Annotated in this window: 19 protein-coding genes; 3 read left to right on the top strand and 16 right to left on the bottom strand. The window is 45.8% G+C overall.

Annotated features, from left to right (window positions below):
* Positions 1-305: 305 nt before the first annotated feature.
* A complete protein-coding gene (locus WG89_RS12170; protein WP_062266284.1) occupies positions 306-2909 on the bottom strand; it encodes an autotransporter family protein in 2604 nt (867 codons plus the stop codon).
* Positions 2910-3239: 330 nt separating this feature from the next.
* On the opposite strand from WG89_RS12170, the gene WG89_RS12175 reads away from it, so the two are divergent.
* On the top strand, positions 3240-5648 hold the full coding sequence (locus WG89_RS12175) for a plasma-membrane proton-efflux P-type ATPase (RefSeq protein ID WP_062266286.1): 2409 nt from the start codon (positions 3240-3242) through the stop codon (positions 5646-5648).
* Positions 5649-5708: 60 nt separating this feature from the next.
* Here WG89_RS12175 and WG89_RS12180 read toward each other — a convergent pair whose 3' ends face one another.
* The 15 genes from WG89_RS12180 to sodB all read right to left on the bottom strand — a co-directional run bounded on the left by WG89_RS12180 (position 5709) and on the right by sodB (position 23029).
* On the bottom strand, positions 5709-7208 hold the full coding sequence (locus tag WG89_RS12180) for a hypothetical protein (RefSeq protein WP_062266289.1): 1500 nt from the start codon (positions 7206-7208) through the stop codon (positions 5709-5711).
* A 5-nt stretch (positions 7209-7213) separates the two neighbouring features.
* On the bottom strand, positions 7214-8299 hold the full coding sequence (locus WG89_RS12185) for a glycosyltransferase (RefSeq protein WP_062266292.1): 1086 nt from the start codon (positions 8297-8299) through the stop codon (positions 7214-7216).
* Entirely contained in the window at positions 8296-9405 is a 1110-nt protein-coding gene (locus tag WG89_RS12190) for a glycosyltransferase family 9 protein (protein ID WP_062266295.1), read from the bottom strand. The genes WG89_RS12185 and WG89_RS12190 overlap by 4 nt, the downstream gene beginning before the upstream one ends.
* On the bottom strand, positions 9402-10415 hold the full coding sequence (locus tag WG89_RS12195) for a class I SAM-dependent methyltransferase (protein ID WP_062266298.1): 1014 nt from the start codon (positions 10413-10415) through the stop codon (positions 9402-9404). The genes WG89_RS12190 and WG89_RS12195 overlap by 4 nt, the downstream gene beginning before the upstream one ends.
* A gap of 78 nt (positions 10416-10493) precedes the next feature.
* On the bottom strand, positions 10494-11423 hold the full coding sequence (locus WG89_RS12200) for a class I SAM-dependent methyltransferase (RefSeq protein ID WP_172806802.1): 930 nt from the start codon (positions 11421-11423) through the stop codon (positions 10494-10496).
* 12 nt (positions 11424-11435) lie between these two features.
* A complete protein-coding gene (locus tag WG89_RS12205) occupies positions 11436-12152 on the bottom strand; it encodes a class I SAM-dependent methyltransferase (RefSeq protein WP_062266304.1) in 717 nt (238 codons plus the stop codon).
* A complete protein-coding gene (locus WG89_RS12210; protein WP_172806803.1) occupies positions 12136-13617 on the bottom strand; it encodes an O-antigen ligase family protein in 1482 nt (493 codons plus the stop codon). Before WG89_RS12210 ends, WG89_RS12205 begins: the two co-directional genes overlap by 17 nt.
* Before the next feature lie 3 nt (positions 13618-13620).
* Positions 13621-14424 carry a P-loop NTPase family protein gene (locus tag WG89_RS12215; protein ID WP_062266310.1) on the bottom strand — a complete coding sequence of 268 codons (804 nt, stop codon included), beginning with the start codon at positions 14422-14424 and terminating at the stop codon, positions 13621-13623.
* Positions 14424-15674 (bottom strand): GumC family protein, encoded by a 1251-nt coding sequence (locus WG89_RS12220; RefSeq protein ID WP_062266313.1) that lies wholly within the window; start codon positions 15672-15674, stop codon positions 14424-14426. The genes WG89_RS12215 and WG89_RS12220 overlap by 1 nt, the downstream gene beginning before the upstream one ends.
* A 12-nt stretch (positions 15675-15686) precedes the next feature.
* Positions 15687-16799, bottom strand: coding sequence for a polysaccharide biosynthesis/export family protein (locus WG89_RS12225; protein WP_062266316.1), 1113 nt, complete (start codon positions 16797-16799; stop codon positions 15687-15689).
* Positions 16796-17362: a serine O-acetyltransferase gene (locus WG89_RS12230; RefSeq protein ID WP_062266319.1), complete on the bottom strand. Its 567-nt coding sequence runs from the start codon at positions 17360-17362 to the stop codon at positions 16796-16798. Before WG89_RS12230 ends, WG89_RS12225 begins: the two co-directional genes overlap by 4 nt.
* Positions 17355-19304 (bottom strand): oligosaccharide flippase family protein, encoded by a 1950-nt coding sequence (locus tag WG89_RS12235; protein WP_062266322.1) that lies wholly within the window; start codon positions 19302-19304, stop codon positions 17355-17357. Before WG89_RS12235 ends, WG89_RS12230 begins: the two co-directional genes overlap by 8 nt.
* Positions 19304-20479, bottom strand: a complete 1176-nt coding sequence (locus tag WG89_RS12240) for a glycosyltransferase (RefSeq protein WP_216638478.1) — start codon at positions 20477-20479, stop codon at positions 19304-19306. The genes WG89_RS12235 and WG89_RS12240 overlap by 1 nt, the downstream gene beginning before the upstream one ends.
* A 93-nt stretch (positions 20480-20572) precedes the next feature.
* On the bottom strand, positions 20573-21970 hold the full coding sequence (locus WG89_RS12245; protein WP_062266324.1) for an undecaprenyl-phosphate glucose phosphotransferase: 1398 nt from the start codon (positions 21968-21970) through the stop codon (positions 20573-20575).
* Positions 21971-22447: 477 nt separating this feature from the next.
* Positions 22448-23029 (bottom strand): superoxide dismutase [Fe], encoded by a 582-nt coding sequence (sodB, locus tag WG89_RS12250; protein ID WP_062266327.1) that lies wholly within the window; start codon positions 23027-23029, stop codon positions 22448-22450.
* Positions 23030-23345: 316 nt separating this feature from the next.
* Between sodB and WG89_RS12255 the strand changes: the two genes are divergently transcribed.
* Complete coding sequence (locus WG89_RS12255; RefSeq protein WP_062266330.1) at positions 23346-24158, top strand: hypothetical protein; 813 nt, start codon at positions 23346-23348, stop codon at positions 24156-24158.
* Between the two features lie 178 nt (positions 24159-24336).
* Positions 24337-25218: a hypothetical protein gene (locus tag WG89_RS12260; RefSeq protein ID WP_153301560.1), complete on the top strand. Its 882-nt coding sequence runs from the start codon at positions 24337-24339 to the stop codon at positions 25216-25218.

The following is a 25218-nucleotide window of genomic DNA, read 5'->3' on the forward strand; positions in this document are numbered from 1 at the left end:
GCGTATAACTTGAGGCGGATGTTCAGCCTGAAACAAGTGAATGAAGAGCAGTGGTTGGAACTGGTCTTGTTGGCGACTTATCTGTGGCACTATTGGGCTGATCTGAGGCCAAGAGTGAGAAAAATCATAAGGACAAGTTGAAAATGTAATGCGCCGGAGAGGGTTTTATAAGTTCTCTCCGGAATAGTCAGAGTCTGAAATTACTTGAACTGCGTTTATGGGTTCAAGTCCGACAGGCTGCTAGCAGATTGGAAAAGGCCCTCTTCTTTCTCAAGGTAGAGGGCCAATGCTATTAAAGATTCTTTTTAGAATTCATAGCGGGCAACGACTGAAGCCGTGTTGGATTGGAATCCAGGCTGCAAACTTACATCGTAAGACGCCGTGATTGAGAAGGTGTCATTGATGTCATACACAGCACTGAGACCGACTTGATAACGTTCACTGTTGGCATCTTGCCCATCGGCGGAGAGAACGGTGTCGGGTGCAAAACCATAGGAGTAGGTGACTTTGATAGGGTCTTTGGAAAGATCCCGATAAGCCATTACATTGACCTCCGGTGTAAGGATACCGCTACCCACTTCAAAAGATTTTTTGATAGAGGCACCCAAACCGACTTCAACAGATTCATAGCTTTGTTCTTTGACACTGAGTCCAGCTACAGAACCTTGTTCTGTATAACCATCCACTTGAATCTGGTTGTAGGCTACAGCTGCTTTTGGCGTCAGGGTTAAGCCTGAAACCTCAAAAGCTTTGCCTGCAATAATGTTAAGGCCTAGCAAATCACTGTCGTAATCAGCCTTGGCAATAGTACTGGAGATTATACGTTGACTGTCGTTTTTATTGCGGCCAATGTTAAGAGAGGAGTCAACAAAGTAATCATCTTTCTCCCAGCTGGAATAGAGTGACAACTGATAGGTATCAGTTGAAGTTTTATCAGAAGATCCTTTGGTCTCAACGTCCATATTGGCGTAAGTGACTGCTGTACCTATTGTCCAGTCATCATTGAACTGAACATCATAACCCAGACTAAAGCCTTTGCCGTCAGCATCGTAACCACCCACACCCTGATTGGAATCCTGCTCGGCATCCTGATTTACAGCCATCATCCAGATGCCATGACGAGCCAGTTTATCACCGGTATTAATGCCGGTCTGGCCACTATCTCTCAGCTGCTTGGAGCGCTTCAGAATATTTTCTGTAGAAGAGGCTAAAGACAAATCACCAGAAGCAACAGCATTTCCGTTGATATCAGGCAAGAACTCTTCGGCAATGCGGGCAATGTCTGCATTGGTTGGGAGTGTTGACACCAGGCTCAACAGTTCCTGTGCTTTTTGTTTTTGATCAGCGCTTCCGTTATTCAGTGCATCAAGGGCGATAGCTTCCAATCGACTGATGTTTAACTGTTCCTGGTCTGTGGCTCCGCCTTCACCTGCTTGTTCACCTGTAGTCGCAGAGCGTTTAACAGTTACTTTGTAGCGGGTGTCATTTAGCTCACTGGAAAGTATTTTGATGGTTTCTACTGAACTCAGGTCAATAGTCGCAGCATCCGCAACCAGTTCACCGGCTTCAATCAGGGTATAATCGTAGGACTGAGCTCCGAACAGGCGGTAGTCGCCCGTTACGTGAAAGTTTGCGCCTTCTGAAAAATCGGCTTTACCGGATACGGACAGGACTGGAGCTGTCAGGTCATCAGTAGAGGGGTTGAGGTTGAACCAGAGCTCACCGTCAGAGCCGTGATAGGTTAAGGTGCCATCAATATTACTGCCGGAGGAAACTACAATTCTTCCTGTTGGGAATCGGTCAAGGCCAGCATCCTCGTAGTCTTCATCAGGTATTTGACTTCTATCGTAGTTTTCGAGGTCAAACTTTCCTTGAATCTTACCGAAGAGCAGCCCCGTATTATCTACATCGATACTGTTCTCACTGGTGTTTGCTAAAGAGTATTCTCCGTAGATGGCTCCTCTATTCAGTATCGCCCTAGATATTGTACCATTATTAAGAATGCCATACTTACCGTGAGAGTCTTCAGATCCAATGTTTGAAAACACCAAAACTACCGGTATAAAACCTGAAGATTCAATACCTGCATTGCCTTTATAATTGATATCTCCCAGAACACGTAAAAATGTAGTTAATCTTGATGTTTCTGTAAGTACTATACCACTTCCATCTGAATTTATTGTGCCTGGAGTGCTTGTTGTAAGTGAGCCATCCGGATTTTGTCCTGTAGATATAACATCACCTAGCCCCTTCACTAGTATTCCGGTTTCGGTCGCATTGATAATTCCACCATTCTCTAGATTACCAAAAGCAACTCCATCACCAGCAAAAATACCAATTTTGGCGTTGATGGTCGCTAAGTTGTCTGGGTTATACGGCGAATCTATTGAAAAGTTGCCCTGATTTGCGATTGTACCAATTAATGTAAAAGCTTCTACAGAGCTAGAGTAATGAATACCGTGTTCTTTAGCGGTTATAGTGCCTAAATTCTGAACAAAGTCGACGTCCTTGTTTTCTATATCTATTGTGGCATTCGTCAAGTCTATGCCATGTTTATTATCACTGACTATTGTCCCGTTGTTGGTAAAACTGCCAGAAAGAATACCTCCCATAACTATGGTTGAGGTATCTGTTCCTGTAGTAGTCAGGGTATTATTATTGACAATTGATCCAGTGAGCTGCCCTCTGAGTTCGGAGTCATCACTATAAAGAATTTTAACGATGGAGTCTGAAAGAGTTAGCGCTGAGTTGAATTCATAATCATCTGTAATCTGGTTAGGATTTTCCTGCCCCTGTTCAAAAGGAATTTGTCCGATAACCAGTTGTTGATTCAGTGAAGTGACGGCTGCTGCTTGATGGGAATACAGGCTCACGGCTGTCATTGCGACAAAGAGCTTCTTGAGTCTCATTGTTTCGTCCTTGTGTACTTATTCTTTTCCGGTGAAGTCAGCATCATTGCTGCCGGATGCCTGAATATTAAATAATTATGAATGGAAATGTAAGAGGCTTTAGTCGTGTTTAAGGTGGTTGGATTAATCGCTTTTTTAAAATTATATAGTCCCTATAAACTACAGTTTGTTCTAATTCATTGATTATAAAAGTTAAATATATGGTCTGAACTGCTTTCGTTGTTAATCAAAAAAGTGCTCGTATTGATACTGACTTTGAAAAAGGAAGAAGCTTGCAGCTTAATCTAAGCTCTATACCCATCTTTCCCTCCCGATGCAGCGATCCTGGATATGGCCAAACAGCAACCCGCCTGGGCGAGCTATCAAGAGGCTCTTGATCAACTGAATTCCACTCTGGATGGACTTCCATCGAATGATGCAAAAGCACGTCTGCAGCAATACGGTTTTAATGAGCTGGAAGAAAAGCGTGAAAGTAAATGGCTTCAGTTCTTAAAGACCTACTGGGGTCCTATCCCCTGGCTCATAGAAATTGCTGCTGTGCTCTCAGCCATTATCCAGCACTGGCCGGATTTTTTTATCATTCTGTTTATGCTGGTGCTCAACTCACTGATTGAGTTTATCCAGAGTAGTAAGGCGCAGGATGCTCTGACCGCTTTGAAGTCTTCCATGGCGCTAAAGGCCCGGGTAAAGAGGGATGGCAGTTGGCAGGATCTTCCAGCACGAGAACTGGTTCCTGGAGATATTGTCCATATCGAGAATGGAGATATCGTTCCGGCTGACTGTTTGCTCTGTGATGGTAAATATCTGAGTGTTGATCAGGCTGCGTTGACCGGTGAATCCTTGCCTGTGGACAAAAGTGTCAATGATACGATTTATTCAGGCTCCGTCGTTAAGCAGGGCAATATGCAGGCTTTGGTCACCAGCACCGGAAGCCAGACATTTTTTGGTACCACTGCAAAGCTGGTTCAGACTGCGGGTAATATCTCTCATTTTCAGGAATCTGTGCTGGGGATTGGTAAGTTTCTTATTTATGGCACTTTGCTGTTCTCAGTCCTGATTGTTGCCAAGGAGCTCTACCAGCAAGCTCCCATACTCAATATTATCGAGCTGGTTCTGGTATTGGTCATAGCTTCTATACCTGTGGCTATGCCAGCAGTACTTTCAGTCACTATGGCTTTAGGTGCCTTGTTGCTCTCAAAGAAGAAAGCCATTGTTTCTCATCTGCAAGCGATTGAAGAGCTGGCCAGTGTTGATGTTCTCTGCTCCGACAAGACCGGCACATTAACCCAGAATAAACTGACTCTGGGTGACCCCGTGCTTTATGGCGCACAGAGCAGTGAAGCATTAAACCGGGAGGCGGCAATGGCCTCAAACCCTGAAGGAAAGGATGCCATTGAATCTCTGATTTGTGCTTCGGTTCCAGAGACCCGTCAAAACAACTTCACACAGCTTGAATTCGTTCCATTTGACCCAGTGAATAAACGCAGCGAAGCATCTGTTAAGGAAGGTGGTTTGTGCATTAAAGTCACCAAAGGTGCTCCGCAAGTCATTATTGATTTATGCAGTGATTCTGAGCAGATCAAAATGGATGCCGCTGGTCATGTCAGCAGGTTGGCAGAGAAAGGACTACGAACTCTGGGTGTTGCCAGGACGGATGAAAGCGGGAACTACAGGTTGGCCGGACTGCTGACTTTATTTGATCCACCACGGGAAGATTCCAAAGAAGTCATTGCTCAAGCCAGAGATTATGGGCTGGATGTAAAAATGGTGACTGGGGATGATCTAGCTATTGGAAAAGAGATATCAAAACAACTGGGTTTGGGTGCTGATCTTTTAGCTGCAGGAGAACTCTTTGCGGATCAAGAAGATATGGAGAAGTTACCGGACAGGTTGAGAAAAACTATTGTAGATGCAGAAGGTTTTGCCCGGGTCTTTCCAGAACATAAATTTGGCATAGTGAAGAGTTTGCAGCAGTCAGGCTATGTAGTGGCAATGACCGGAGACGGAGTGAATGATGCCCCTGCATTGAAACAGGCCGATGTAGGTATAGCGGTATCAGGCGCTACCGATGCAGCCAGAGCGGCGGCTGATCTGATCCTGACACTGCCAGGCTTGTCAGTCATTATTCAGGCCATAGAAGAGTCACGCCGTATTTTTGCGCGCATGATCAGCTATGTGAATTATAGAATTGCCATGACCATCAACCTGATGGTGTTTGTGGCACTCTCCGTATTGATTCTCAGAGTAGTTCCACTGTCAGCGATTATGATTGTTATTCTGGCGCTACTGGACGATATCCCCATCATCACCATTGCCTACGACAATACCCGTAGCTCTTCTGAACCAATGAAATGGCAACTGAAGAAAGTGTTAATGGTGGCCACGGGGTTAGGTTTAATGAGTGTGCTGGAAAACTTCGGTTTGATGGCTTTGGTCAATTATTACTTTGAGCTGGATGCAGAGCAACTGCAGACTGTTATGTTTTTACAGCTGGTGGTTGCAGGTCATCTACTGCTGTTCATTTGCCGTCATGATGACTGGTTCTGGATGAAGCCCAGGCCCTCTTCAAAACTCTTTCTGGCGATTGTTCTCACACAGATTGTCGCTGTGTTGATATGTGGCTTTGGGTTGCTGGTGCCAGCCATCAGTTTGCAACTGATAGGAGTTGTCTGGATCTATGGGTTGGTTTGGATCTTAGTACTGAATGCCATCAGAAAAATTTTAAAGTTCTACTTATAAGACGGCAGAACGAAAAGTGGCTGAGAACGACTCAGGTAGTCGTTCTCAAAAATCTGGGCTTTATCGATTCAATTTAATCACTGAAAAGGAGAAAGGGGGCAGCTTAATATCAAAATGCTTTTCAGATAGAGAAATTTTTTTTTCTATATAGCTTTTCTTCCAGGCTCGGGTATCAAGACCAGACCATTGATTGATGGTGGCTTTTTTAAACTTGTTGCCTGTCAGCTCATTAGAGTTCAGAAGCAAAGTAGTATCAGGACTTCTGTTCACCAGGTTAATATAAAGTTCGCCTTTGCTGTTTTCAGTGACCAGACTGGCGAGCTTAGGAATAGAGGCTGATGGAATGTTCCCTTTGGCTTTGACAGTATATTCAGGACTTTTCGGTGTGTGCTGATAGATTAGATTATTTTTCTGGGTCGCCAGCGCTTTAAATACATCAAAGACAGGACGAGTTTCAGGAGAACTGTGAGTGTTAATCATGCCAAAAACAGCGTTGTTGATCAGGCTCCAGTGATTGGCAAATAGAATATTAGGCGCTTTGGCCATTTCAAACAGCATCATGGCTGTAAACAGGGCACCTTCGGGTTCAGCTGTCCTCGAGTCCAGCTTCAATTTGTCACCAAAAAAAGTATTGTACTCAGTAACAGCCATCTGAATATCAGTTCGTTGGTATTTATCCAAAAGAGCCTGAATCTTTTCGACATTCTGACGAAAAATATCCGGTCCAGCGAGAGTGAGTCTTGATAGTTCCCGGCTGTCCCACATCTTGTCATAAGGGGCGTAGAAATGCAGAGAAACAAAGTCTATATCTGAAGATAGGCGCCTAATCACTTCTTCATTCCAGGTCTCCATATGAGGGTAAACATTCTTCATCCAGGCTGCCTGCAGAAATGAGGCTTCTACAACAGCGCCTACCTTTATGTTTGGGTTCCTCTGTTTCAGAGCTCTGGCAAATTGATTGGTTCTTTCTGCGTATTTGGCTGCCGTTGTATGTCCATTTTCATGGGGAGCGTAAATTTCATTACCAATTTCCCAGTACTGGGCTTGAACTTTATTATTTTTGATCAGTTTCTTTTCTACGTAATCTATCCATTCCAATGCATGTTGATCAGACCAGTTGAAGTTAATGGTGAGTACCAAATCCGTTTTGAGCTTACGAGAGAGTTTTAGCAACTCATCAGTACCAAAGTGACTGGGAACTTTTGCGCCTGAAAATGAAAGCCCTTGAGGTCGCTTTTTGACTGGGCCAATACCATGCTGCCAGTCATAGGTGTCACTCAGGGAACCACCTGGGAAACGTAATAAAGTGACACCCGATTCTTTAGCCAGTTTTACGGCCTTTTGATCAAAGCCAGCGCCTGGTTGTTCGGCTTCAAGAATGCCATCCCCCCGGTTTTCCCATTGGATATTACTGCCAAACAGTTCGGGTTTGAGCCGAGCACTGCCATCACTACCGGATAGGTGAAGTGTTGCAGACTGAACTTGAGTGGTGGGAGTGCATGCAGTCAGCAGCAGCGGAAAAATGAAAACGATAAGTGATTTAAGTGCTATCCGTGCCATTGCAATTATTCCTCTAAAACGCACGCCAGGCGCTGTGAGTTGACTATTCTGCTGAACTCATTCTGGTATCTGCGATAAGCGCACCTTCCCATTTCTATTCTAAGAGAGGGGTGCGACAATAATACTTCCAGAGACTGATACCATTCCTCTTCTGTATCAGCCAGTTTGCCCAGGTTTTCGGTAACCACCTGCTGATTCATACCAACGGGACTGGCAATAACGGGTAATCCTGCAGACATATATTGAATCAGTTTGAAAGAACATTTCCCTTTTTCATAATCCTGATTGGCTAAAGGCATAATACCAATATCTGAGTTTGGCAGAAGTTCAGATTCTAATGCGCGGCTCCAGTTAAAATACTCAATAGAGACCTGTTCACTTTTTATTTCAAAGATATCCTGGCCGCCAATCAAACGTAAAATAAAATCAAAGCGTTCGGAAAGCCGCTCCAGAACTGGAAGAATAGGATTGAGGTAGCAGGCATTACCCCAGTTTCCAATCCAGACAATAACAGGTCTATTTTCTTTGGATATTTTCGAGTTTTTCTGGTTAGGGTTGAGTCCCTGTAAATCATCAAATGAAGTAGGGATCTTTAAAATATTCTGATTGTATTGATGAGCGTACTGCTCAATGTAAGGGCTCCCGGCGATGATACCGTCGACTGATTTCATGATCCTGGGGACTCTTTGCTCATCCCAGAACATTGCTCTTTGATTAATACTGTTAGAAGGAGGAAACCAGATGGCATCGTCAATATCATAATAACAACGGGTACTGATTCTACTGATAAGCAGTTCAAGCCAGGGTTTTCCAAGAGGGAATACTTCTCTGTGAATAATAACGGTATCAGCCTGAGCTGCCTTGGGTAGGAAGAGTACCAGCCGGACTGAGCAAAATAGGAACATGGCGATTTTGTAGCATTTCTGCCAGAAGCCAAACAGCCTGCGTCGCTTAAAGAATGAAGACGTAAGAAAGGAGATAACTTCTAGCTCTATTCCTGAATCTTTCAAAAAAGGGCGATAAGCTTCTATGCGATGATAAACACTTGGAGCTTCCGGAGGGTATGTAGTAAAGCAGATGAGCTTTTTCATATCGCAGCCTTATCCATTTCCATGACTCTGGTAATTGCTTCCACGACTGATTCAGGCTCAATTTGTTCAATACAGGGTATGGTTTGATGGCAGTCGCTCTGGAAACAAGGACCACAAGAGACGGGTATGTTCAGTGCTTCAAAACGACTTTGCACTGGCAACCAGACCGGAAGGTAATTCTTACTGCTGAACAAAGTGACCAAAGGTACTGACATGGCATCTGCAATATGCATGGGACCACTGTCAGTGGAGACCACCAATTTACAGTGAGTCATCAGTGATCCTGTTTGTCCGAGATCGGCACTACCGCAAAAGTTAAGGATGCAATGGCTCTTATCAAACCTGCTTTTAAGGCGATCTCCGGTTTTTTTTTCAGCACTCCCGCCGAGCAGGAGTATTGTGGATATGGGGTATTTGATAAAAAGCTGATGAATAAGCTCGGATACCTTGTGTTCAGGCCAGATATCCACAGATTGTTTGGAGCCAAAAAAAATGCCAAGAAAAAAAGGTTCATTCGATGAGGGGAGATTCTGGAGTGCCCAGAGCTTGTCTTGTTCAAAAAGATGGAAGTATTTTTGTGAATCAGAGCTGATGTAATCTTTTCGGACAAGCCTCATGGTGGTACTGACAATGTTCTCTTCCGCCATCTGCTGATGATCTGGAAATAGAAGTCCATGACTGTGTGTTGAAAGGTTGTCTGATTTGCAGAAACCAATTGAGTATTTAGGGCGGGCAAAGCGCTGAATCAGGTGGTTTCGGGCAAAAATTTCATCATTACTGCAAACCGTATTGAAAGTGGGTGTATGAAGGTCAACCCAAAGGTCAATCCGGATGAAGAGCAGCCTGAGTAACAGCTGACTCTTGGTCAGAAAGTTACTGTTGTCATAGAGAATCAGTTCATCAATATGTGGGTTGCCTTCCAGCAGCCGGGCAATGGGCTTGCGAATAATGACGGACAGCTTGGCATGTGGATAAAGCTTCTTGATCTCTTCGATGGTAGGGGTAGTGACCAGAATATCGCCAATCTCAGCCAGCATTAGACAGCAGATATTCTGCACATTGTCTGATTCAGGCAACTTATCGCTTCTGGAAATGAGCTGGGTCATTCTGGTCGATCCTGTCTGCGATTCGCGACAATAATCATCTGCTCTCCCAGCCCAAAGATGGGTGACCATCTCTGAGAAGCCAGCCAGTCGACACCTCTCAATAAACTGCGAACCAATGAAAGAATGCCCAGTCTGGCCAGAACCTGTTTGATTTTTTCCTTGCTGTCCCTGGCTTCAAAATAATGGCCATCTTCTTCTGGTGAATGTGACTGATGAGCATTTTTTCTCATGCCCTTGACTGCCTGTTTGAGCATGCCAGCTACATCAAATCCCCTGGTATGTATCAAACGAACCTTGTAGCCATTGTCGTTGAGCAGTTCTGTGAGAGTTTGTACTGTGAAAAAGTAGATGTGTTCATCTTCGCAATTCACCACCCACCAGCGTGCTCCAAACAGTCGACGGTACAGGCTGTTAAAATTAGGGGTAGTGAGCAGCAGCGTGCCTCCGGGTTTTAACCATTGATGGATTCTTTGCAGCGCTCCTGTGGGGTCTTCAAGGTGCTCAATGACTTCCATCATGGTGATGCAGTCGTAGGTGCCTGGCTCAAGGTCATAGTCATATAAAGAGCCTGTTTTTACATCGAGATCTCGATTCTCAAGAGCGTAGTTGGCAGAAGCTTCACCAATCTCAAGCCCCTGCACCTGGTAGTTGTTTTTTCTTGCCTGCACCAGAAAGGCGCCAACACTACAACCAATATCCAGAAGTTTTTTCTGGGAAAAAACCGAACTGTTCTGTTTGATCCAGCCCAGATAGCGCTGATATAGGTCCATTGTTGATGGTTCAAAAGCAATTCTGAGTCGCTCCTGGTCCACGGTATCAATATGTGCCCATTCCTGGAGTTTTTGCTGTAGCCAGCTGGAGCTGGCCCTGGGGTTTACGTAAGAAAGGTTGCAAGTCTTGCAGGTGACAATAGCGCACTGGTTTAGCTGATAGCGAAAATCGGGGTAATCAGACCCGCAGTGGTTACACGCCACTGGCTTGTATTCAGGCCGCTCTTCCATAACTCCCATGATTTTCTCCTTGCTTATTCTTCTTTTAACCTTGTACTTTTTCAGAGCTCTTAGCTGTGAACTCCCAACGGTTAACTCTTACTGTTTGCTACCAATCACCCAGAAACCTCCAGCTACCTGATGGGAGTGAGGGTGCTTCTTTAATAGCAGGTCCAGATACTTGAACCAGGAAAATACCCAGCGAAAGACACCATTTAACCCTTTTCTGAGCAGAGCACTATTAACAGGTATTAAGAGGTTCAGCATGACATTGGTACTTTGCAGAACGGCTGACACCGGGCCGTGAGTCATGCCAAATTCTGGTTGTTCCAGATCCCTGAACAGGTGTTTCATACCTTCCAGTGTGTAGCGTTTGAAATCATTGGGGTAGCCATGAAAAAAGAAGATAAAAGGGACTTCTGCATACAGCTTCCCTCCCGGTCGAAGTACCCGGATCATCTCGGCAACAATAGCTTCCGGGTCATGGACATGTTCAAGCACAGCGTTGCAGATGATGCTGTCAAAGCTGTTATCTGCAAATGGGATGTTATGACCATCACCGACACAATCAACATTGTGAAAAGGCCGGATATTAAGGGTGATTTCACGATCACTGTATCGGCTGGGGCCGCCTCCGACATTCAGAATCCGGGTCTGGCTGCCCTTGTGAGTAAACAGTTCCCAGGTTTGGTCTGCGGTTAAGTCTGGATTGTAATGAAGCATGACTTCAGGCGGCTTCAACCAGCGATACAAACGTTCCTTGAAACTGGTTTTTTTAATCTTGCTACCTGTCAGAGCGTACTCGGCTGCCATGGCCTGTCCCTGAGGCGTTTCCAGTTCTGTCTGGAGTGCCTGGGCAGAATCTCCTGTCAGAAGTATAGGGCGCTGGCTGTCTATAGAATAGGTATGGTGACAGCTTGAGCAGGCCAATCCTGATTCTTTCTCGACTAACTGACCCTCACTATTGCAGGCAAGGCATCTGAGGTCTGGACGGTATTCATCGAGTCGATGATTTATGTGAGTTCCCATGAAATCCATCTCTTATCGTGTTTCGGGTTGTTTTTCTGCCACCATCAGAAGGTCTGATAGCTCTGCCTGCCATTGGTTCAGGGTCAGCACTCGACCCAGCTGTGCGAGGAGGTAATAGGGTAGTGATACAAGCCTTTTCAAAGGACTGCCAACGGTAATCCGATAAGCTTTGGCACCGTCGTAAACCTGGAAAAAACCGGGAGAGAACTGTTTATTCTGACACCAGTTTCTCAGAGGCTTCTCGGATACAACGGGTCGAAAGGGGGTAGGAAAGGCATCATAATGACCATCTCCCCGGTCTTGCTTGCCGACAATGTTCTTGTAGTACCAGCGGTGAAATCCGATAGGGGTCAGGCGGGTAATAATGCCCTTTAGACTGTTGCGAACCGGACATCCCAGAATCAACAGACCTCCGGGTTTCAGGATGGAATCAAAATGTTCCAGGGCTAGATCCGGATTTTCCAAATGCTCAATCACATTGAAACAGATAATGATATCTATGCTGTTTGCCTTGATGGGAATGGCATGAATATCACCTTGAACGCAGAGATGAGCATCCTTGTTTTTCAGTAACTGGCCAAACTCAATGTCCAGAGTTATGACTTCAGCATGCTCTGGTAAATTGAAATGGCTGTAGCTCCCACCTCCCGCTTCCAGTACCCGGACAGGTCGATTGTTTTGCTGGTGGGAATAGAGTTCATTCAAATAGTTATTACACTCTTGCAGCATTGAATTCTCCTGTCATCAGGGGCAGCCTGGATATAAAGGCAAAAGCGAAGCCAATAAGTACGACGTAGCGTATTTCTGCATAAACCGGGTTAAAAATGCCACTGAACAGCAGCATGATCAGAGCAAGGGCAATCACTGTGCAGATCGCAAAATAGCGTTGTCCTTGCTGCCTTCGGATAGACTGGATGATTTGTAGAGCAATAAGAAACAGCGATACGGCGAATGCCAGAAATCCGATAAGACCTACCCTGAGCAACACCCAGAAATACAGGCTGTGTATGTTTTCAAGATTGGTTCTGAAATAACCCAGACTGGCGCTGATATCCCATAATGGCCTGACCCCGTAACCCAGCAAGGGCAAGTCTGCAAGGTTCTGGCTGAACCATACGAACAGGGACAAACGATAGAGAGTTGAAGGATCCGCAGCTGAGGTTTCCAGAAGTCTGGCAAGCACTGCATTCAAGAGGGGAGGAATAGCAACCACTAAACAGGCCATTAATCCCAGGGCAATACTTAATAAAATCAGGTAGCGCTTGCGAATAATGCCAGGCAATAAAGGGATCAGGGCAAACATGCACAAGGCGATCCCTCCCCACATGGTTCGCCGGTATGAAATCAGAATAAAAAGGCCCAGGCAGGCAGTCATGGCCAATCGAATTAAAAACTGACCTTCGCTGGTGTTGCCAGTCAGCCATTGAATAATCCAGTAAAAAATGGCGAGGGCAAAAATCCAGCTGGAGGGGGAGTGATAAAACAGGGGTTTTGCTTCTGGAATAATGGAGGGTTTCATCAAAATGCGCATGAATCCCATCAGTACGATTACGGCAACGGCCAAAAAGAGTGCCATTAACAATCGTTCAGCATCCTGTTCTGTTTCGAAATAGAGCAGTCCCAGAACATAGGCAAAGATAAGAAAAGCGAAATTCTTGAATTGAAAAAGGGCAATCAGTTCAGCACCCTTTTCATTCACTTTATAAGCGGTTGCAGTATTGGCAGCCATGTTAGCGTGAAAGGGGTTTCCGTCTGCCATCGACAGAACAGCTGAAAGAATCAAAAGTCCAGTAATCATGATCAGTGCGACCTGGATCTTGTCATTGGGTAAAAGAAATTGTCTACGGGTGAGAATAATTCGGGTAATGAGCAGAAAAATGGCACCAAACACCAGCAGGTCAGGTGGATAAACTCCAGGAATACCCAATGAGGTCGCGTAAAAAGGCGTTCTGATGGATCGCTCACCGGATTCTCCCAGTCCCCAGGGAAATTCTTCAAGAATGACCAGTGATAAAACGGTCATGACAGTTAACCATTTCGGATGCAAAGCCATAAGAGCAGCTACTGGCAATAGAGCGAATGCAGCAGCCACAACCGGATGTATGTCTGCTGCCAGTGTCAGCACCAGCGCCATGGCTCCGGCAATAAATGCCAGAGTGCTGTATTGGGCAGTTGGCATGAGAATGGCTCTCAAAACTCAGGCTCCTCCATACAGCCAGCGAGGCAGGACAAATTGTCTTTTATTGATAATGCTGCCAATAAGCTCACAGGGGATGGCCTCCAGAGAGGCGACCTGCGCCGTCAGTTGTTGCCTGCGGGTCTTTTTATATCGGGTTACCAGCAGCAGGTGATTGAAAATACTGGCCAGGACCAGATAGTCCCTGCTCTTACAGGCCGGTTCACTGTCTATGAATATTCGCTGATAGTGCTCCGAAGTTACCTTCTGGAGCTTTTCCAGGTGTTCAATAGGCAGAGTTTTGTAGTCGTCGTCGGGCGAAAATACCTGACAGATATCCAGGCCAGGAATACCGGTTGATTGCAGGCAAAACTCGGCGGTGTGGCGGGGCTCATGATCGCTGAGTGCAAAGCCGTTAGTGGGGCTGATGCCCAGAGCCTTGATTGAATCAAAGCTTCTTGTGCAGTCAATCAGAAGTGTTCGGCTGCCGGGTTTCTTTGAAACTGGGGTATATTCTTCGGAAGCATCAGAAGACATTTCTCGTTCAGATGGCTGAGTCTGGCGTGCCGATCCAATGGCCAATAACAGACTCATCACTGTTTTACCCGCCTGACGATCCGGACTGGAAAGCACCAGACTAAACGGCTGGTGGCTGAAACGAATATAAAATGCATTGTCCAATGAACGGAATATTTCGCGGGCAGCAGGGGAGTCGAGTACTCCCTGATAGTCAGGGTCAATTGAGTGGATCTGATCCTGTTTGTTAAGAGGCGATTGTTGTGTAGTTGATCTCGATTTAAAAAGAGATTTCAGGCCTGAATCCATTAGGCTTTTACCTCTGCAAATGATCCCAGGTAACTGAGTGATGGAGTATCGGTCATATCCTCTGGCCTGCGAATCGTGCTATCAAGAAAGTGCACCAGGTAAGCCCAGGCCAATGCCAGGGCAGTACCCATAAAGATGGCAAGAATCAGGATCAGACGCTTTTTGGGAGACACCGGGGCATCGTCCACTGCGGGCTCTTCCAAAATACTGATCAGTCCGAGGTTGTTGGCCTGGCCCTGGGCAATTAATTTTGCCTGCTCCAGATTTCTGGCCAGCAACAGATACTTTTCCTGAGCCAGCTTCTTAAGGCGCTTCAGTCGCTGGAGCTCCATATCTCTTCCCGGAAGTTCATTGACTGCAGTGATGAATGACGCCAGCTTGTCTTTCAGAGCCTCGACCCTGGGGTCACTCTCCGGAACTTTCTGACGTAATTGTCTGAGTTCTTCCTCCAGTTGCAGAATGTAGAGTTTGAATTCATCCTGAACAGCAGCACTGTCAGTAATACTGACCGTGCTGTATTTCAGCCCTTCATAGTTTTCAAGGGTTGCAGGGACTTCTCTTTTAAACAGCAGGATGGCTGTTTCACTCTCCAGTAGCTGTTGCCTGGATTCTTCTTCCCTGCTCTTCAGATAATTGATAATGCCACTGGCTTCCAGGCTGATCTGGTCGTAGTAATAGGTTTTGTAATGCTTGATCAGAGCATCCAGTGTCTCTGCCGCTTCCTGGGGAGCATAGGCCCGGTAAGCAATTTTTATCGCCTTGCTTTCAGGAGAGGTGGTCACCTTCAGGTTTTTATTGATCGCGGCAATGGCGGCACCCTCTGGGTCCCAAGGTTTTGTCCAGCGTTCAATTCCCAAGAGTTCTCCCAACTGAGCTTTGAAACCTTTCAGAGAGATCTTGATTTTCTCGATGTTGCCCAGAGCCCGTGTTTCGTCGAGATTAATGTCTTCAACAACAGCCGCTGCGAGACGAATACTCTCTATAATGTCTTTCTGGGTGTGGAAGTTGGTCACTTTCTCAAAATCACTTTTCGGTGGACCATTGACTATGGGTTGAGTCACCTCAGTACTGTTGACCAGAAGAATGGCCTTGGATTCGTATTTCGGTGACAGCAGAAAAAATACGATCAGCGACGCGAAGAGTAATGTTGAGAAAAACAGCACAATCATTCCTGTTTTCTGCTCGAATAGAATCGTCAGCAGCTCGCGGGAAGTGGGTGGTGTAAATTGCAGTGCTTCATTTCCAGTCATACTTTATCTGCCTTAAGGTATTGTTGGATTGGCAGTGTTGAGTTCAAAGGCTTCCTTGGCTGCCCGGTTAACTGAATTGGTCAGTTGTCTGATACTGTTGTAATTGGCAGCCTGCTGCCCTGCCAGATACCAGTCAAACACGGGCTTGGTACGGGTAAAGAACACTTCGATGAAGTAGCCCACCTGGGCAATGGTGGTTTTTGGTACCAGAACCAGGTCTCCTTCCCTGATATAGATATTCTGCATAGGTGCCTGTCCTTTGAGATACTTGCCCAGCTCGCATTTGCGGTATTGGGGTTCGGCACTGTTGTAGTTTCTTATAACGATGACATTGTCCAGCGAGGCATCATTTTTCATCCTGGCATTAGCCAATAGGTCCAACACTCTCATATCAGGTTTAAGAGACTGTTGACCTTGTACAAACACTTCTCCAATAACAGTGGCTTGTCGCTCTGTCAGTTTGACGGGAAGAATGGAAACCACCGGATCCTGAACGACTTTTCTGGCCTGGACTTCGGGAATCAGCCAGCCTCTGGGGTTTGTTATATGTTCTGCCAGTCGCTTGTTCAGTTCTGTATTGAGTTCTGATAAAGGTTTGCCGGTTACTTTTAATGGACCCACCAAAGGCAGGGTAATCGACCCATCGGGTTGTACGGCAGCAGAGTAGGCAAGTTCTTCATGTTGCCAGACAAAAAGGTTAACAATGTCGCCAAATCTCAATTCCGGGCTTTCTGGTTGACTGAGCTCCTGAAGTTTTTTTCGAACCTCCCCCCTTACAACGCCTGCTGTTTGACCCGCTACATTGACTTCACCTACCAGGGGAAAGGTGGCTTTGCCATTGGCCTGAACCTCAGCGACATGATCAAGCTCCGGGTAACCCCAGACCGACAGCTTGATTCTGTCCTGCATTCGAAAACGTAAAGCCCCACCAACACCGGGTTTATCGATGGGAATCTCACTGAATTTGTACTCAGAAGTATCAAGCGGTTCAGTAGGAGGGACAACACTCTCATCCTTTTCTGAGTTGTAAACAGGAATTTTGGAGAATGTCTGGCAACCACAAAGAATCAGGCTAAAAAAGACGATTATCGATTTTGAAAAGCAGGTCGGGAAATGCCAGTTCATGCCTTCACCCCCCGCACTTTGACTAGTTTGAAGCCATCATTCTGATTGGGAGCAGCGGTAACACTTTCTTCCCGAATGGATTCCCGGGCCAGGGTAAAAGGTGCCAGAGTGACATTACTGGCTATGGAAACGGCGCCCAGCACAGAGGTTTGCAATCCCAAAGTACAGTTGTCGCCTATTATCGGCGCTGTACTCCAGGTGTTGTCTTTAAAGTCCGGCTGGACAATGCAGTGACCGAAAATGGTGGCATTGCGGCCTATCTGTCCATCACAGATAAATCCAATGCTGTGCACCAGCAGGCAGGATGCCCCTATCTGGCTGCGAGGATGGATATCAGCACCGGTTATGAACAGATTCAAGCGATAAAAAAATCGAGCCAGGGTGTATCGATCTCTCATAAAATGGAAGTGTGAAACTCTATAGAAATAGAGAGCCAGTACTCCCGGGCTTGATAGAAGGCTCAGCTTTCTGAAAAAGTTCATTTTAGGAGGCTGGTCCAGCATTTCATTTAATCTATCCATATCTGAGCGAACTAGCAGACGCAGTGCTTTCCAATTAGTCATCCATTCCCCCTTTTAACAGCCGGGGCTTGTCTATCTGGACGTGGGGTTTGATTGAAGTTCTGTTGGGTATCAGCAGGCCCCCCAGGAGATAGGCTCGCTGTTTTAACAGCAGATTGTGACCTGCTACCGGTTGTCCAAGCCCAAAACCAACATCCTTGTTACCCGTTCTGCCCAGGGCTGTGTGGGCCAGGAGCGAGGCGCTGTGGCCTACTTTTCCAGAAATACCTACGGCAGTGGGAGCATCCAGCACCAGTCCCGGGCCAATCTGGGCGCAAGGACGTATATCGGATTTGGTGATCACAGTATTCAGCTGCCAGGTCAGCCGAGATAGACGATGACAGTTTTTTAAAAGTAAGTAGCGACTGAGTCTGAGCAGAAAAACAGCGTGAAAACTAAAGTTACTGATTCGGGGCTGATCCCTGAATTTTCTTTTTTGCCAGCTTTGATAGCGGAGAAAGTCGAAGGCTAAGCAATGGAACAGAGTTTTCCGGGAGTTTACATCATCATGAGCTTTGGCTTTGCGACTATAAAATAGGGCCAGGGTATGGAAAGGTTTTAATAATCCGGCCTTGCTCATGATTACCCAGACTGTGATCGTAGCCAACAGAGTAAATGTGAGTTTTTCTATCAAGCTGGACTCTGTCAGTTCCAGGGCTAACAGAAATAGAGTAATTAGCAGAACTGACACTAAACCTGCTTCCTGCATTGAAAATAAAGACGGTGCAGTCCTGCGAACAAAGAGGTAGCGGATCATCATCTGGAAACTCAGCGTTAATGCAGTGGCTATAAAGGCACCATTCATACTCATGGTCGGTACTAACAGGTAGAGCAAGGCCAGGTACAAAGGTGTGCTCAGAGAGAGTGTCAGGGTGTCACGGCGTTGAAGGTTCATGGCATTGAGTATTTGTGACAAGGTGCAGTCAATGCTATGAACCATGATCAGTAGCAGGAAAAGCTGAGAGACGAAGACCGGGTGAGGAAACTGGTTGGGGAACAACAGGGCAACGTAAGTCTCGGCGAAGCTGAAACCTGTCAGGGCTATAAAGATTGAGAAAAAGAAAAAGCCTGGCAGAAAGGTGCGCACACGCCACCTGAACTGAGCAGGGTTAACATGCCAGGCTCGTGACAGAGTCGGATAAATGGCTGAAAGTATGGCACTGATGGCAATCGAGGCAATTTCAAAGAGCCGGTAGCCAATGGCATAAAAGCCAATGGTACTGATTTCTTCAAACAGTGAAAGAATGATGAAGTCCAGCCTGGAAAGCAGCAGTGCCAGCACGGTATTGAGTAGAAAAACAGGCAGAACAGAGCGTGCCTTGCCAATAAAATTGCGATCTGCCTTGAAGATTGAAAAGTTGACAGTGACTCTTTTCAGCGCGACCAGGTAAAGAAGAAATGAAATGGTTCGGGTAGCCAGTAAAACGACTATCAATGATTCAATACCGTGGTCGTTGAGGACTAAAGCAATGCTGGCAGTCAGCCTGAGGACATTCTCAATAATAGCGATATAGGCTACCGGTCTACTCCGGTGCAGGGATGTCAGGGTGATTTCACCCAGAAAGGCCAGAATGCCTGGAATAATGGCCAGTCCAGATAGGGCTATGGCGTTCACTACTTCAGCTGAATAGGCCGTATATTTTAAAGCTTGCCAGAGAACGACATTAATCAGAGCACAGCAGGCCAAAACCATCAATGCGACAGACACATAATAGGAACCGGCTTTTTCAGGCTGTCGGGCCACTTCCCGCATATAGAATGGCATCAGACCCATTAAAGGCAGAGTCTGGAGCACAAAATAATAAGTAGTGACCAGTGCATATTCGCCGAGAATCTTGTCAGATACCTGACCCAGAATGACGAGTAAAAGAAAGGCTCCTACTGGCAGTGCTAACCTTCCAGCGAGGATATACAGAGCCTGACAGCTAAAGGGCGTTTTATCCATTAACTACCTGTGCCCTTTGTTTTAGCGGTTTGCTGAGCAGTAGCCTCGGAAAGCTTTTTCTTTTCGGTCAGGCGGGTAAATAGATCAACATATCGGTCAGTCACGGCATTCCAGTCATAATCACTCTTAATCCGGTTCCGTGCTTTTTCAGATAGCTCTGATCGTTTGCCCTCATCTGCGAGGAGTGCATTTAGACATTCGGCCAAATGTTCTATGTCATTTTTTCTATAGAGCATTCCACTGCCTGCCAGAACTTCTTCATGCTCAGGAACATGATTGGCCAATAAACAGTTGCCCACTGCCATGGCTTCAATCAGTGCGGGATGGGTTCCCCCCACTTCAGTAGCCTGAACATATATGCAGGCATTGGAAATGAGTTCACGATAGCCATTACCATAAATAGCGCCTGGTAAGATAACCCTATCATCCTTGCTGGCCAGTTCAGACAACAGTTCTTTATAGGCACTGCTGTATGGGGCGTCACCTACGATCACCAGAGGGAGATTGGTTTTTACTTGCTGATAAGCTCTAATGATTTTGTCTGGATTGTTTTCTGGCTCCAGACGGGTGACATAAAGCACGTAACCATCTTTCTGCAGACCCAGTTTTTCCAGAGTAGGCCCGGGTGCTTCTATATTTGTATTGGCACCATAGGCGATGATTTCACTGCTGGCATTGTATTCCTGTTGATAGTAATCAGAGATAGAGTGGGCATCACTGATGATGGCGTGTGGCAGTTTGGTAGCCAGCCATTCCCCTAGTCGATAATAGAGTTTTCCCGCTTTACCCCATTTCTTTCTCAGGCGTTCGATACCGTCTACATTCAGTGCGACCTGTGCTCCTCCCATTCGGCTGATAGAAGCGAAGGGAGCATTAGCTGCATTAACGATCAGAACCGCATCAAATTTTCTGTAGATGGCGGCATGTAAAGTGGCCAAAAACGTATGTGCGACGGTATCCAGATATTTGTGGGGGATAGTAGGCAGCAGGGGAACATGCACACCTTTGTAAAAAGGTGAGTTGTACTGAATATTATTGGTTCGTCCATAGACGGTTACTTTTATTCCACGGTCTACCAGCCGAGGGGCAATCTCTTCTGCAAACGTTTCGAATCCACCATAGTTGGCTGGGATTCCTCTCAATCCAATGAGTGCTATGTTCAGTTGCCTGGGCATTGAGCCTTCCTGGGTTCATACAGCTTGTAATGGTCAAGTATTCACTGCCACCGCTGTGACAAAAGTGTTGATCCTGAATCAGGGAACATTGTTCTAATAGGCATTCTTGTGAAAGAACGCGCCCCTGATGATGGTCAGAAAAATAATTTTCAGGTCGAGCCAGAGTGACCAGTGATTGATATATTCCAAGTCGCAGAGAACCCGTCCCTGCATCTTTTCAATGGTTTCGGTCTCACCACGCCAGCCATTTATCTGGGCTAACCCTGTCAGTCCTGGTTTGACTTTGTGCCTGAGCATATAGCTCTTGATCATGCTTCCGTACTCTTCGTTATGGGCCACTGCATGGGGGCGAGGGCCAACGAGTGACATACTGCCAGCGAGAACATTCAGCAACTGGGGGAGTTCATCAAGTGAAGTAGAGCGTAGAAATCGACCTACAGTGGTGACTCGACTATCCTGTTTATTCGCTTGTCGAATCACCGGGCCATTTTCCATGACATTCATGGTTCTGAACTTGAATACTTTTATTTTTCGTCGATCTAGTCCGTGCCGGTCCTGAATAAAAAGAACGGGGCCTGGAGAGGTGAGTTTGATAACCAGGCTGATTAATAGCATAGGAATCAAGCAGATCATCAACAGTAATGACGCCAGGATAATATCTTCAAGCCGTTTTAGAAAAGCATTGGTGCCATAGGCTGGTGTATCATAAATGCTGAGAGTGAATGTACTTCCTATGCAATGCCACCTTGAATGCAACAGGTTGTAAATAAGAAAATTAGGAACGATATGCACGTTTGCTGTTGTGTTTGATAACTTATCAACAATTGAATGAGTTCTTTCTTCAGCTTTCATCGGAAGAGTAACGTATACGATATCCACATTACCACTTTTAGCTAATTCTACAGCGTCATCAATATTACCTTTTAATTCTATATCGTCGTCTAATCGAGATGGGTTTCTTTCATCGTAAAAACCGATTAATCGAATGCCTGTTTCCTTGTGCTTCTTAATTTCTCTGGCAAGATGTTTTCCAGTTTCAGTGGCACAGAGAATGATTGCTGAGCGAGTGTTATAGTTTCTTTTTCTGAGAAACTGTAATAACAATCGAAAAGCAAGCCGCCAGTAAATAAGTATACCCAGTGAGCAGATGGACCAGTAAGCCATAGCCTGCTTGGGAAAGTTGTTTAAAGAATCAGAGAAATAAGCAAAGGTGAAAACACAGGCACAAGTCATGAGCCATGTAGACACAGTCAGGAATACCAGCTCACTGAATTGATGGGCACGCCAGGAACGGTAAAGGGTGAGCGACTCGGCAATAATCCAGAAAATACCAATACTCAGAAAGGCAATAGCATGTTGCTGCCCGGTTGGATGTCCAAAAAATATGGAAATAAAAACCAGCATGCAATAAATAACAGCGCCATCAATTAAACGATACATGACGCTCAATTGATTTTGATAAGGGCGAATAAATCCATCGTTAGCATCCATAAAAGATCTCGCAGATTATTCTGGTAGTCCATTGGCCATAAACAGGGTGGAGGTTAAAAGACACTTCCTTATGAAAGGTTTTATAATTTAATTGTTATGATTATGTGACCTTGATCAACCTTTTTTTGTTTTGACTTTATAGCTATTTTTTTTATCTGTAAAGACAGTTTTGTGAACGAATAATGTCTTGTTTGTTTCAGTTTGGATTGTTGACTAATTGTTTATGGTTAAAATAATTTGATTTTAAATTGGTTGTGTCGTTTTTATTTTGACCTTAAGGTCAAAATAAAAACTGTTTTTTGATTTTGTTTTTTCGACGAAATGTTCTTAAATGCGGTGAAGTACGATAGTGAAGCTGGTTTAAAATTGCTAAGAGTAATTTTCTATAAAGTGGTTCTATTTACAGCTTTGAATTAAAAACGGCATCCTAAGATGCCGTTTTTTGTTTCCGGTATGGAACCAGATTTAGTCTGAAACTCAGCCCGCGTAGTTAGCAGCAGCAAAGTCCCAGTTAACCAGCGCCCAGAAGTTTTTCAGGTATTCTGGACGTACATTGCGGTAGTCAATGTAGTAAGCGTGTTCCCACAGGTCGCAGGTCAGCAGAGGCTTCTGATCAGTCGTCAGAGGGGTGCCAGCGTTGCTGGTGTTAACGATTTCTACAGAACCGTCACTGTTTTTAACCAGCCAGGTCCAGGAAGAACCGAAGTTGTTAACAGCTTTGTCGTTGAATGCTGCAACGAACTCTTCGAAAGAACCGAAAGCCTTGTTGATCGCGTCAGCCAGTTCACCGGCTGGAGCACCACCACCGTTAGGGCTCAGGCAGTTCCAGTAGAAAGTGTGGTTCCAGATTTGCGCAGCGTTGTTGAAGATGCCGCCTTCAGAAGTCTTGATGATTTCTTCCAGACTCTTGCTTTCCAGCTCGGTACCCGCAACCAGACCGTTCAGTTTGTCAACATAGGTCTTGTGATGCTTGCCGTAGTGGTAGTCCAGAGTCTCTTCAGAAATGTGAGGAGCCAGTGCATCGCGTGCATAAGGCAGTGCAGGCAGTTCAAAAGCCATGTTGTCATTCTCCACTTGGGGTTTGATCTTGTTTGACCTGATTCGTCTCGCGCGACGATATTAACATTGGTGCGGTTACGAATCTATGTGAGGGCTATTGTGGGGGCAAGTACCGTACCTTCAACCCCTGAATGAATGAAAATACTGAAAATAAAGCACGGATCCGAATTTTTTGAGGCTATTTAATGTTGTGACGTTGGTGCTATCTAGTATGAAGGTGGATGTCTGCAAGGTTATTACTCTTATTCTGGTGCCTTTTTCATAGTAATATTGCGCCTCAAATGCCCATGGTGGAACTAATACAGATGAGAAACCCATGAGAGAAGAGGATAAGGCGATCAACGATATACCGGATTTCTCAATTGCAGCGGATGAGCGTCCAGGTCGCAGGAAAGCTGCAGCTACTGGCGGAACGCCCCCGGGTAAAAAGGGTGGAGCAGACCGAAGTAACCCGGGTAAAGGTGGAAGCGGCCTGACCTGGCTATTGCTGGTCATGATCATTGTTCTGGGTGCTGGCGGAGTCTGGCAGTTCAAATTGATGCAGGAGGAGCTTGCTGAGACACGTAAGGCTTTGGCATCTACCCAGGAAAGGCTCAGTTCGGTGACAGGAGAAGTCACAGCCACTGGAGAGAACCTGGATCAAAGTGGATCAGCCCTTCGTTCAGAACTGAAAGTGGTGAATTCTGAGATTCGTAAGCTTTGGGATGTAGCAAACAAGAGAAACAGACAGTGGATTTTGATCAATAAGGATAATGTGGTCAAAGCCCTGAAAGAAGCAGAGGAAGCCGGTAAAACGGCGGATAAGGCATCAGGCCAGCTGAGCAGCCTGCAAAAGCGGATTCGGGAAATGGATCAGCTGATGAAGGCTATCAGTACAGAGCAGTTGGCTGCCCAGGGCGAGATGACCGAAAGTCTGGCCAGGTTCGACAAGCAGGTGGCTGAAATGAAGAAGCTGGTGGCTGATCAGAAAAAGCTGCAAACCGAACTGACCGGGAAAGTTGAGGATCAGCAGCAAGCGGTTAAAGCTGTCGACTCATTCAGGGTTCAGGTCAATCGCAAACTGCAACAGTTGGAAGATACTGTCAGAGATCTGACTCAACCTCCCAAAGAAGGTCTTGGCCTGGAATAATCCCTGTAACCGGGTGGCAACCGCCATCCGGTTGGCCATAAACAACCTTTCATACGATGAAAAACATACAACCAGTTTAAACTGGCTACATTAAGAACAATAATTCTTCTCGGAGTTTGAGCTGATTATGGGCTGTTTTCACATAACAGGGCGGTTATGTCTGATAGTTGCTGTCGCAATGATGACGTCTTCCTGCTCAATGCTTGACTGGTTTGGTAGCAGCCAACCAGAAGAATCCAGATCAAGAGCGTTTCAGCCATCAGACTGGACTTTTTTTCATCAGTGGCAGCTCGAACATTCCAATCCTGCCTTGCAGACATTGCTTCCGGATCAGGGTAATACCCTGACAGGGCAGTGCTCATTCTCTTATGAATTGCTGAAACGGTTGGAAGACGAGCCGAAAGGGCTTCTGGTACCCGTAATAAAAGTGAGTAACGATCTGACTTTGTCGCCAGATCTTGAAAACAGTGCAAGGCTTTATAAGGTACTTAGAGGCACATTTCCACTGGGGGGAGTAGGCGACAGTTTAACGTTCTATCAAACCTTGCTATCCAGTGTTGAGCACACCTGTCCAGAAAACATGACCCGTGATATTGATAGCTGTCAGTTCAAGAAGTGGATGTCCTATGCCGGTTTAGGCGGCGACGAATCAATTTATGATGAGAGTCGTCTAAAACGCTGGTACAAGTCACATTCATCTCTGAACTATCTAGTCATGGGTTCCAGTGATTTGTTCAATTCTGATGCTTTGTTAAATGCTCGCTATTCTTCAAATTCCAGAGTGATAACCAAACAGTCACCAGCAGTCAGGGATGAGAGTATCAGACCTTATGTAGGCAAGGTACGCTTTGACTGGGTTATTCCTGGTAACAAAGGCAGTAAGCCATTTAATAGTCTTGGATCCTGCACTTTAAGTTGGAAAGAGCTTGAAGAGAAAAGGCGTATCAATGGTCCAGGCTGGTTGGATACCGAAAAGCTGGCAAAGGTGAATAAGGCTCTATTGCCTTACTTTATAGAGTTTATGGACGAGGCTACCAAGGCAATGCCACAACAGCCATAA

This window comes from Endozoicomonas arenosclerae (genome assembly GCF_001562015.1).
Lineage (GTDB): Bacteria > Pseudomonadota > Gammaproteobacteria > Pseudomonadales > Endozoicomonadaceae > Endozoicomonas_A > Endozoicomonas_A arenosclerae.

Bases quoted from the DNA above. Each gene is read 5' to 3' on its own strand.
- WG89_RS12260 (WP_153301560.1), top strand. From the start codon at position 24,337: ATGATGACGTCTTCCTGCTCAATGCTTGACTGGTTTGGTAGCAGCCAA.
- WG89_RS12215 (WP_062266310.1), bottom strand. From the start codon at position 14,424: ATGGATTCAGGCCTGAAATCTCTTTTTAAATCGAGATCAACTACACAA.
- WG89_RS12220 (WP_062266313.1), bottom strand. From the start codon at position 15,674: ATGACTGGAAATGAAGCACTGCAATTTACACCACCCACTTCCCGCGAG.
- WG89_RS12245 (WP_062266324.1), bottom strand. From the start codon at position 21,970: ATGGATGCTAACGATGGATTTATTCGCCCTTATCAAAATCAATTGAGC.
- WG89_RS12185 (WP_062266292.1), bottom strand. From the start codon at position 8,299: ATGAAAAAGCTCATCTGCTTTACTACATACCCTCCGGAAGCTCCAAGT.
- WG89_RS12230 (WP_062266319.1), bottom strand. From the start codon at position 17,362: ATGACTAATTGGAAAGCACTGCGTCTGCTAGTTCGCTCAGATATGGAT.
- WG89_RS12175 (WP_062266286.1), top strand. From the start codon at position 3,240: ATGGCCAAACAGCAACCCGCCTGGGCGAGCTATCAAGAGGCTCTTGAT.
- WG89_RS12170 (WP_062266284.1), bottom strand. From the start codon at position 2,909: ATGAGACTCAAGAAGCTCTTTGTCGCAATGACAGCCGTGAGCCTGTAT.
- sodB (WP_062266327.1), bottom strand. From the start codon at position 23,029: ATGGCTTTTGAACTGCCTGCACTGCCTTATGCACGCGATGCACTGGCT.
- WG89_RS12240 (WP_216638478.1), bottom strand. From the start codon at position 20,479: ATGCCCAGGCAACTGAACATAGCACTCATTGGATTGAGAGGAATCCCA.
- WG89_RS12225 (WP_062266316.1), bottom strand. From the start codon at position 16,799: ATGAACTGGCATTTCCCGACCTGCTTTTCAAAATCGATAATCGTCTTT.
- WG89_RS12235 (WP_062266322.1), bottom strand. From the start codon at position 19,304: ATGGATAAAACGCCCTTTAGCTGTCAGGCTCTGTATATCCTCGCTGGA.
- WG89_RS12200 (WP_172806802.1), bottom strand. From the start codon at position 11,423: ATGGGAACTCACATAAATCATCGACTCGATGAATACCGTCCAGACCTC.
- WG89_RS12190 (WP_062266295.1), bottom strand. From the start codon at position 9,405: ATGACCCAGCTCATTTCCAGAAGCGATAAGTTGCCTGAATCAGACAAT.
- WG89_RS12255 (WP_062266330.1), top strand. From the start codon at position 23,346: ATGAGAGAAGAGGATAAGGCGATCAACGATATACCGGATTTCTCAATT.
- WG89_RS12205 (WP_062266304.1), bottom strand. From the start codon at position 12,152: ATGCTGCAAGAGTGTAATAACTATTTGAATGAACTCTATTCCCACCAG.
- WG89_RS12195 (WP_062266298.1), bottom strand. From the start codon at position 10,415: ATGGGAGTTATGGAAGAGCGGCCTGAATACAAGCCAGTGGCGTGTAAC.
- WG89_RS12180 (WP_062266289.1), bottom strand. From the start codon at position 7,208: ATGGCACGGATAGCACTTAAATCACTTATCGTTTTCATTTTTCCGCTG.